Annotated in this window: 12 protein-coding genes; 5 read left to right on the top strand and 7 right to left on the bottom strand. The window is 44.0% G+C overall.

Annotated elements, in window-relative coordinates; translation table 11 throughout:
* The 5 genes from B3180_RS01500 to B3180_RS01480 all read right to left on the bottom strand — a co-directional run.
* Positions 1-226, bottom strand: a 226-nt coding sequence (locus B3180_RS01500; RefSeq protein WP_286842537.1) for a copper resistance protein B, incomplete at its 3' end; no start/stop codon positions are given.
* Positions 227-237: 11 nt separating this feature from the next.
* On the bottom strand, positions 238-1,995 hold the full coding sequence (locus B3180_RS01495; RefSeq protein ID WP_271331970.1) for a copper resistance system multicopper oxidase: 1,758 nt from the start codon (positions 1,993-1,995) through the stop codon (positions 238-240).
* Positions 1,979-2,203, bottom strand: a complete 225-nt coding sequence (locus tag B3180_RS15715; RefSeq protein ID WP_414653609.1) for a twin-arginine translocase TatA/TatE family subunit — start codon at positions 2,201-2,203, stop codon at positions 1,979-1,981. Before B3180_RS15715 ends, B3180_RS01495 begins: the two co-directional genes overlap by 17 nt.
* 2 nt (positions 2,204-2,205) lie before the next feature.
* Positions 2,206-2,694: a DUF411 domain-containing protein gene (locus B3180_RS01485; RefSeq protein ID WP_199494126.1), complete on the bottom strand. Its 489-nt coding sequence runs from the start codon at positions 2,692-2,694 to the stop codon at positions 2,206-2,208.
* A 66-nt stretch (positions 2,695-2,760) separates the two neighbouring features.
* On the bottom strand, positions 2,761-3,105 hold the full coding sequence (locus B3180_RS01480; RefSeq protein WP_271331969.1) for a hypothetical protein: 345 nt from the start codon (positions 3,103-3,105) through the stop codon (positions 2,761-2,763).
* Positions 3,106-3,180: 75 nt separating this feature from the next.
* On the opposite strand from B3180_RS01480, the gene B3180_RS01475 reads away from it, so the two are divergent.
* Both B3180_RS01475 and B3180_RS01470 read left to right on the top strand, forming a co-directional pair.
* On the top strand, positions 3,181-3,381 hold the full coding sequence (locus B3180_RS01475; protein ID WP_271331968.1) for a hypothetical protein: 201 nt from the start codon (positions 3,181-3,183) through the stop codon (positions 3,379-3,381).
* A 636-nt stretch (positions 3,382-4,017) separates the two neighbouring features.
* The gene (locus B3180_RS01470; protein WP_273023186.1) at positions 4,018-5,379 is read left to right on the top strand and encodes a diguanylate cyclase; all 1,362 of its coding nucleotides are present in this window, start codon (positions 4,018-4,020) and stop codon (positions 5,377-5,379) included.
* Positions 5,380-5,449: 70 nt separating this feature from the next.
* Here B3180_RS01470 and B3180_RS01465 read toward each other — a convergent pair whose 3' ends face one another.
* Positions 5,450-5,950 carry a lactoylglutathione lyase family protein gene (locus B3180_RS01465; protein WP_273023185.1) on the bottom strand — a complete coding sequence of 167 codons (501 nt, stop codon included), beginning with the start codon at positions 5,948-5,950 and terminating at the stop codon, positions 5,450-5,452.
* A gap of 102 nt (positions 5,951-6,052) precedes the next feature.
* On the opposite strand from B3180_RS01465, the gene B3180_RS01460 reads away from it, so the two are divergent.
* Genes B3180_RS01460 through B3180_RS01450 form a run of 3 tightly spaced genes read left to right on the top strand, consistent with a single transcriptional unit; the run spans position 6,053 to position 8,638 of the window.
* Positions 6,053-6,922 (top strand): LysR family transcriptional regulator, encoded by an 870-nt coding sequence (locus B3180_RS01460; protein WP_273023184.1) that lies wholly within the window; start codon positions 6,053-6,055, stop codon positions 6,920-6,922.
* 53 nt (positions 6,923-6,975) lie between these two features.
* Complete coding sequence (locus B3180_RS01455) at positions 6,976-7,611, top strand: TetR/AcrR family transcriptional regulator (RefSeq protein ID WP_273023182.1); 636 nt, start codon at positions 6,976-6,978, stop codon at positions 7,609-7,611.
* Positions 7,612-7,657: 46 nt separating this feature from the next.
* Positions 7,658-8,638, top strand: a complete 981-nt coding sequence (locus B3180_RS01450; RefSeq protein ID WP_273023181.1) for an MDR family oxidoreductase — start codon at positions 7,658-7,660, stop codon at positions 8,636-8,638.
* Between the two features lie 199 nt (positions 8,639-8,837).
* On the opposite strand, the gene B3180_RS01445 is transcribed toward B3180_RS01450, so the two are convergent.
* The coding region (locus B3180_RS01445; protein ID WP_286842524.1) for a M24 family metallopeptidase at positions 8,838-9,111 on the bottom strand (274 nt) is incomplete at its 5' end.

Genomic DNA, 9,111 nt, shown 5'->3' with positions numbered 1-9,111 from the left:
CCTCACTTTTGAAGACAAACCGATGATAATCACCACCGTACCAAGCCATCATGTCCCAAACGGCAACGTTCTCTTCCTCGTCTGTTCGCGTTAATTCCAGCCGGTCAAATAATACCTGCCCGGTGTAATATTCTTTAACGGGCTCTGGCCAGCCTTCCTCTGCATGTCCCGCCATTGCCACTGCGGGTAAAAGTGCTGTAGTGAACAACAATGATTTAGCGACCATAGCCTTCCTCCTTATGCCACATTTACCACACGAAACATGCCCGCTTTCATGTGATAAAGCAGATGACAATGAAATGCCCAGCTTCCCGGTGCATCAGCGGATATCAGTAGTGATACTTTCTCGCTTGGTTTTAAACTAATGGTGTGCTTACGAGGACGAGGATACTGTCCATTTTCAAGTTCCATCCACATACCGTGTAAGTGGATTGGATGATCCATCATGGTGTCATTAACCATCACCAACCTTAAGCGCTCGCCGTGACGGAACTGCACAGGGCCGTCAACTTCGGTGTATTTCTTCCCGTCAAACGACCACATATACCGTTCCATATTACCGGTCAAATGCAGTTCAATCTGGCGCTCTGGTTCCCGCTTATCTGGCCATTCTTGGGCGCCAATAAGATCGCTATACACTAAGACTCTATGGTCAACATTATCCAAACCTATGCCCGGTTCATGGAGACGACTGGTCGGATTCATAGCTATCATGGCGGCAGCAGCTCCGTGACCACCTTCACTGTGCTCAATTTTAATGTTTTCCACAGGAAGCTCTTTTTTATGCATCATTTCATGATTCATATGACCGTCTGTGCCGCTCATATTCATCATACCTTTCTCTTCCTTATTTCCTGACATCGCCATGGCCCCCATTCCCATCGCGGCCATACCACGTTCAGGCACCGCGCGTAACTCAGGAACTTCTGCTTCAAGGCCAATTTCTGGTGTTAATGTGCCTCTGACATAGCCACTACGGTCAAAGCTCTCCGCAAAAATCGTATAAGCCTTGTTATGCTTTGGCTGAACAATGACATCATAGGTTTCAGCCACTCCGATACGAAACTCATCAATAGACACAGGCTTCACCGGTTGACCATCTGCCGCCACTACAGTCATCTCTAGACCAGGAATACGTACATCGAAAAAGCTCATCGCAGAGCCGTTGATAATACGAAGTCGCACTTTCTCACCTGGTTTAAATAATGCTGACCAGTTCATTGCTGAATCGCGACCATTCATCAGGTAGGTGTATGTACTCCCTGTCACATCAGCGATATCGCGAGGACTCATCCGCATTTGTCCCCACATTTCTCTTTGCTTCCAGGTTTTCTCTAACCCATGCTGGCGCACGTCCTCGAACGTCTCAAATATCGTACGCTTTTGGTAGTTATAGTAGCCTTCCGCTACTTTCAAATTACGAAAAACCTCATTTGGATCTTCGAATGTCCAGTCACTTAGAATAATTGTGTGTTCACGATCAGCGCCTATATCTCCGTCTTTTGGGTCGATAATCAGCGGACCTAAGTGCCCCAGTTGCTCCTGTAAACCCGAGTGGCTGTGATACCAATAAGTGCCATTTTGCTCAACGTCGTAGCGATACTTATAAGTTCGCCCCGGCTTTATACCTTCAAATGAAACCCCGGGTACGCCATCCATATTTTCAGGCAAAATAATCCCATGCCAGTGGATTGACGTGTCTTCAGATAGTCTATTGGTCACATTTAGCTTGGCTCGTTGACCTTCTTTCAAACGAATTAGAGGACCAGGCATTTGACCGTTAATCGTTATAGGTGTGCCAACCTTATTCCCTACTAACAAAGGAGACTTCGCGATGGTCAAATCAATTTCATCTTTCGTCAAAACTTGATCTTTAAATTTACGCCCTTGAGGTGTTGCCCATGTTGGGGCTACTTTGGCAATTGCTAACGCGGACGCCACAGTAAATGCAGATTTAATGAATTTTCGACGCCCTTTATTAAACTCGGTGCTCATTTTCATTCTCCTCTTTTGAGGTTGATTTTTGTCCGTCACAACTATCGTAATTATTTTCAGCACCACCATCTGATATTGACGATTTAAACCCTTTAATCGCACTTCCAAGATCAGAGCCGAAAGTCCTTAACTTTCGGCTGCCAAAAAGAAGAATGACGATAGCTAACAGAATTCCCAGTTGAACCAGACTCATACCACCGAAGCCCATAATTAATCGCCTCCACCTGATAGTTTCTTTTGCTGCTTAATACTTGCTACCTGCTGATAAGGTGCTATAGAGCCATCCTTTTTCACTTCATAAACTGTATAGGGCTGGAATCGACTTCCCATTTCCATACCGACAGAACCGACAGGCATTCCCGGAACAGTTAAACCGATTCCGTTAGTTGACTTGTCTCCCTCCAAATAGCGGGAAACGAGTGCAGGGGGAACATGCCCCTCGAATACAAAGCCGCTATCGGAGATGGCAGTATGACAGGACTGGATGTCAGCACTGATACCTGCTTGACGCTTTTGCTGCGTCAAGTCTATTGGGTGCTCAACAGAAACATTTAAGCTTTCGGGTAAAGCTTTCAACCACTTTTCGCAGCAGCCACAGTTGGGGTCTTTTAGAACTCTCAGTTGCTCTTCTGCGCCAGCAACTGACATAGACACAGAGAAAAGCATCGCTAAAACAGCGCAATTACGTTTGATAGACATAATTATCCACCGACTCATAAGTTTTAAAGGGACACGTCGGGCGTGTACTAAATTTCTACAAACTTATTAAGCGATAATTATTGGAGGACGAAATAGATTAGACGCGTGTTTAGCCCGAATTGAAGTGTCAATCGGAGAATCGACTTTAGAAGAAAGATTGATCGTAGCGGTATTAACTGAAGAAGACTGTCCGACAAATAAAACTGAGCTGCCGGAGCAATGCCGAATTGTCATGTCAGCACAGCACGAGTTGTGCTTTTGCTTCTCATGTTCGCAGTCGCTTACGTCTGCTTTTTGCATCATGCTGTGCTGCATTTGTCCTTTACCATGACATGCGTGAGCCTCTGCCGTTTGCGAAAACGACATCGACACTAATAACACTGTCATTAATAACAGAATTCGGACTTGCACTAGCTACCTGCTTTTTGCAATTTAATAAATTCCAGTCTAACGTCATTTTAACGCATGTCAAATAAGGAGAAGATAATGATGAATCACGAAATGTTCGCCGGTATGGGGTTTCTATGGATGCTGATCGTGGGAGCTATTTTTATTGTTCCTGCATGGCGTATCTGCCAACGAGTTGGCTACCCTGCTCCATTGGGTCTTCTGATTGTTATCCCTATCGCCAATATCATCCTTCTTTACTTTATCGCGTTCGGTCCATGGAAAAATGTTGATAAATAGCAAGGTCACCATAGTCAAAGCAACAAATATAGTTTTTTCACCTCTTTGGTGAGGCTTTGGGCCAATAGCTTTACCCTCACCGCCATAGGTGAATGACTTTACAATCACCGTATATAAAAAAATAAATAGGGGTTTAAGACTCCTGCAGCTCTAGCTCGACAAAGTCGCGAGCAACATTTTCCAGGTCATTCCAATCTTCTGCCCCTGTCACTGGAAATGTCCGAAAAACATAACTGCGACTTACTCGAGTTCATCCAAATCCTTGGGTTGGTCCCTATAAGATTCAAATGAAGCAGTAATCTGTTCGAAATAATTATATAAGAAATTTACTGATGAGCTCAACGATATCCAGATCTTTAACCGCTTGTACTTCGGCCATGGTGGAGTTCCTTTTTTGCTGTAAAACATGATTTTGAGTACTTAAAAAGGTATAAAGGGGGAAATAGACCGTTTTTAGTGGGTTTGCTTGTTCCCGTTATTGCATTTTGGGAACAAAGCTTGAGAAGTAGAATTTATATCTTGTTCATCAGCATGATATATGGACTTCCCAAACCTTGCTAGACCCTTTGAACATATACATTCACTCACTTCCGTTATATGCTTATTCTAAAGTTGCTATAATAATGTTGCTGCATCATGAAAATAGATCGCTCATTCAAAAAGCTCGCCAATACTCTTCCTTACATGCTCGCTTTTGTAGATAACAAGCGACGCTACAAGTTCGTAAATACAGCGTATGAGAATTTTTTTGGTGTAAAACTAAAGAATATAAAAAGCAAAACAATCGCTGAAATTGTGGGTGATGAGTCCTACAAAAAAATTTCTAAAATTCACGACCGCGTTCTACAGGGCGAAGAGCTTGAGCTGTCCGAGAGGGTAGAGCTGAATGACGGACGTAGCATTCAACTCGAGATAAACTATATACCCAATGTCGAAACTCTCAGCAAACGGGTTAATGGCTTTTTTGCAATAATCAATGATGTGACCGAGTATGCCAGCGCAGCTGAGGTTTTACGTGCTGTACACGATGTCGTCAATCGACAGTCAAAAACACTGTCCACTGATCGTATTGCCAAGCTTCTTAAACTTGGTTGCCATTACTTACATGCACAAACAGGGCTTGTCAGCCATGTTACTGATGACGACTACGTCGTCAAATACGCCTACTCCGAAGCGGAAGATATTCCTGCAGACACAACGTTTTCGTTGGGTGAAACATACTGCTCCGTGACACTAGAATCTAATGAGGTTGTCGCTACCACTCACGCCTCGGAGAGTCGTGAGTACGCTGGGCACCCCTGTTTTGAAAAGTTCCAACTAGAGACTTACCTGGGCTTACCCATTAAAATTAATGGGCAAACGTGGGGAACACTCAACTTTACGAGTCCAGAAACACGTCTTACACCATTTACCGAACTTGATATAGAGCTAATGAGCCTAATATGTTCTGCTATCGAGAATATTATTATCAATTCTTCTAAAACAAAAAAATTGGAAAAGCTGGCTTATACCGACTTTCTAACCGGCCTTTCAAATCGTCTGTTCATAACTGAGCGTTTTGAAGAGTTACAGCCAAACGATAATCAGACGTTAAATATAACCTGCTTTGCCATAATTGATATAGATCATTTCAAAGTGGTAAACGATAGTTATGGTCATGACGCAGGTGACGAAGTGCTCCAACAGACAGCCCGAAAAATAGCCGAACAAGTTCGAGCGAGTGACTGCGTATCCCGAGTTGGTGGTGAAGAGTTCGTCATCATATTGATGAATATTCCACGTAAAAATGCTCAGTCAATTTTAGAAAATATTCGTAAAAAAGTTGCTGGTAATGAGATATTATTGGGAAATAAAAGCGGCGTCCACGTAACGGTATCCATAGGCGCTACGGAGCTCGCGGTAGATGATCTATTTAATACCGCATATAAAAAAGCTGATATCGCACTTTACCAAAGTAAAAAACAAGGCAGGAACAGGCTGACTTGGCATTACGAATAAAGCTACAAAGCATTTAGAAGAAGCCCTGTGTATCTGCAGGACCTCTTCTCATTCTGTCTCAGACGAAATATCAATAAGCGCCTTCGCTATAAATCAGCTCATAGCTATGACTGTAAATTTCTAAAATATTCCCAAATGGGTCTTCCATGTAAATCATACGGTAAGGCTTTTCGCCAGGGTAATAATAACGAGGCTTTTCCATGCGTCTCTTACCACCCGCAGCTTCAATACGCTCAGCCAATTCTTCAACATTGGGATCTTGCACACAAAAGTGGAAAATTCCGGTTTTCCAGTATTCAAAGTTATCATCAGGGTTCTGTTGATTCTCGAACTCAAATAGCTCTATGCCAATTCTGTCACCTGTCGACAGGTGCGCAATCCGAAAGCGATTCCAGCCGGCTCCGAAAACATCGGTACACATTTCACCTATCGCACTGTCGTCTTCCTCTATATCGGTTGGTTTCATAATCAAATACCAGCCCATAACCTGAGTATAAAACTCAACGGCTTGTTCCAAATTTGGGACGGAAATACCGATATGCGAAAAAGTTCTTGGATATACATTACTCATAAAACCTCCTCTCTTTAAGATAAAAGAAGGTTAACTGACCTATTACATAATTTTAAATTATGATTTATCATTAAAATCATCATATTTTATAATCATATTTAAATGCTAAATACAACGTGGCTACGCACTTTTTGTACCCTTGTCGAAATCGGTCATTTCACTCGCACCGCAGAGACGCTTCACATGACACAATCGGGAGTAAGCCAGCATGTGCAAAAACTAGAAGCGCAGTTAGGCCGAACTCTGCTAACTAGAGAAAAGAAACAATTTCGTCTTACGGAAGCGGGTCAGCGTTTATACGATGAAGCTAACCGCTTACTCGCTGAATTTTCAAACCTTGCAAACATTGTTACGTCTGACCCAGCCTTTGAAGGCTTAGTTAAGATAATGTCGCCTGGCAGTGTTGGACTTAAACTGTACCCCTATTTGCTGTCTCTGCAAAAAGAGCATCCTAAACTAGTAATGAATTATCGATTTGCTCCAAATGCAGACATAGAAAGTGCCATTGTAGAATCAAGTGTGGATATCGGTATTATGTCGTCAAAGCCGTCACTACCGGATGTCAATTGTGAGGCAATTGGAAGTGAGCCACTACTTTTGGTCACCCCCGCTCACGTTGAGACTCCCAGTTGGGATTCATTGAAGACTCTTGGTTTCATCGATCACCCAGACGGCAGTCACCATGCAGATCTCTTATTAAGCCCCAACTACCCGGAATTCCAACACAGCAATTTATTTATTCAGCGAGGGTTCTCTAATCAGATCAGTCTAATTCTCACCCCAGTTAGCATGGGACTGGGCTTTACCATACTGCCTGCCTACGCAGTCGATGCCTTTCCAAAGTCTGATAAAATAAAGTCTCATCACTTAAACCATCCGGTGAGCGAAACGCTTTACCTTTGTACCCGACGAAACACTCAACCCCCGAACCGGATTAAAACCGTCATCGCTGATATTAAGCAACGAATTTGAACTCAACATAGTGACACTTGATTTTTATAGACGGTTAGTCTATTTTTTTAAGAATGGAAACTGAGAATAAAAACAAGCGAACTCGCGGCCGCCCTAAAAAGAATGTCGAAGGTCACAATCAAACTCGACAGCGCTTACTGCGTGCAGGAATTGAATCGCTCACCGAGTCTGGGTATTCAAGCATAGGATTAGACTCTATTCTAAAGCGAGAGGGTATCCCTAAAGGTTCTTTTTACTATTATTTCAGCAGTAAGGAGGCATTCGGTCAGGAAATCATTGAAAGCTACAATCAGTTCTTTAAAAACAAACTGGTTAAATGCTTGCAGCCGAGCCGCCAACAGCCGCTATCAGGCTTCCATGCTTTCGTTGCCGACGCCATTAGCGGTATTGAGAAATATCAATTTCAGCGCGGTTGTTTAATCGGTAATCTTGGACAAGAATTGAACACCCTGCCGCCTAGCTTTCGTAGCCAATTGGCCGGTGTTTTCTCACAATGGAGTGATCTGCTTGCCGACTATCTGCGAGAGGAGCAAGCCTATGGCCACATCGCAAACTCGTTAAATTGCGCCCAACAAAGCGAGCTATTTTGGATTGGCTGGGAAGGTGCCGTTCTCCACGGTAAGTTGCAAAAAAGCTCACAACCCATTCAATTATTTGCAGACTATTTTGTAAACACACTCAATCGATGAGTTTTTTATCTTTTTATAGACGATCAGTCTACTTTTGGAGAATTTTATGTTTAACGCCATTGTTATCACCAAACACGATGAGCAACTCACTGAATTAACGTCGATAGATAAATCGATACTGAATGACGGCGATGTGACCGTCGATGTCGCTTATTCAACTTTGAACTATAAAGATGCGCTGGCTATTTGCCAAAAGCCCGGAGTCGTGCGTCAGTGGCCCATGATCCCCGGCATTGATTTAGCCGGAACAGTGATAGAGTCCTCCAGCGACCGTTTTGCAGCCGGCGACAAGGTATTATTAAATGGCTACGGCGTTGGCGAGGTGCATACCGGAGGGTTAGCACAAATAGCCCGCGTAAAAAGCGAATGGCTAGTCCCCTTACCAAAGGCTATCAGTCTTAAACAATCCATGGCTATTGGTACTGCCGGCTACACTGCCATGCTATCCGTATTAGCACTGGAACAGCAAGGTGTTACGCCAAGCTCTGGTGACATTTTAGTCACCGGCGCTGCGGGCGGTGTGGGCTCAATAGCCACATCCTTGCTCAGCAAACTTGGTTACACAGTCATTGCAGTATCAGGCCGCTCTGAACAAACAAGTTACCTCAAAACACTCGGTGCTTCTGAAGTTCTGCCACGCAGTGACTTTGAAAGCTCCGCCAAGCCTCTGGCAAAAGAGCGATTTGCAGGCGTTATCGATGTCGCCGGGTCGAATATATTGGCCAACGCGATTTCGCAAACGCAATACGGGGGCGTTGTCACTGCGTGTGGATTAGCTGCCGGTATGGACTTACCCACAAGTGTGGCGCCATTTATTTTGCGTGGCGTAAAACTAATAGGTATCGACAGCGTTATGGCTCCCATGCAAGACCGATTAGCAGCGTGGGACCGGTTAACAAAAGATTTAGACTTATCAATGCTGGATAGCATGACACAAACTGTCGGTCTTAACGAAGTTCAGGAGCTTGCGCCACAATTGCTCAAAGGCCAAGTGCGCGGCCGTACGGTAGTTGATGTGAATGACTAATCTAGATATATAAAGACTAGCGATATTGAAGTTGAGGTTATGTTCTTTTACTTAACGCTTTTCAATAGCTTTAGCAAATATTGATGAATCCACTATCCATCATAAAAATGAAATTGATTGAGCCGAGTTTTTACTTTGACGTTGGCGAAATGAGCAGTAAACATTTCGTCAACGCCTATCTGCGAATGATTTAACAACTTCAACCAACCAGGTTGAAAGGGTCATCCACTGAGCGCGACGGCTCGGTAAACCAAAAAGCCCCCTCTTCGCTCATATAAAAATGGTCTTCCAGGCGCACGCCGAACTTCTCCGGGTTAATCACCATAGGCTCATTGCTAAAGCACATACCGGGCGCTAACTCGGTTTTATCGCCGCCCACTAAGTACGGCCACTCGTGCAAATCCATACCAATCCCATGCCCGGTTCTATGCGGCACACCCGGTAATTGATAGTCGGCCTCCAGGCCCTGTTCT

Source organism: Idiomarina sp. UBA4206 (assembly GCF_002383015.1).
Classification (GTDB): Bacteria; Pseudomonadota; Gammaproteobacteria; order Enterobacterales; family Alteromonadaceae; genus Idiomarina; species Idiomarina abyssalis.
The sequence above is the reverse complement of the archived record's forward strand: the minus strand, read 5'-3'. Positions and strand labels throughout refer to the sequence as shown.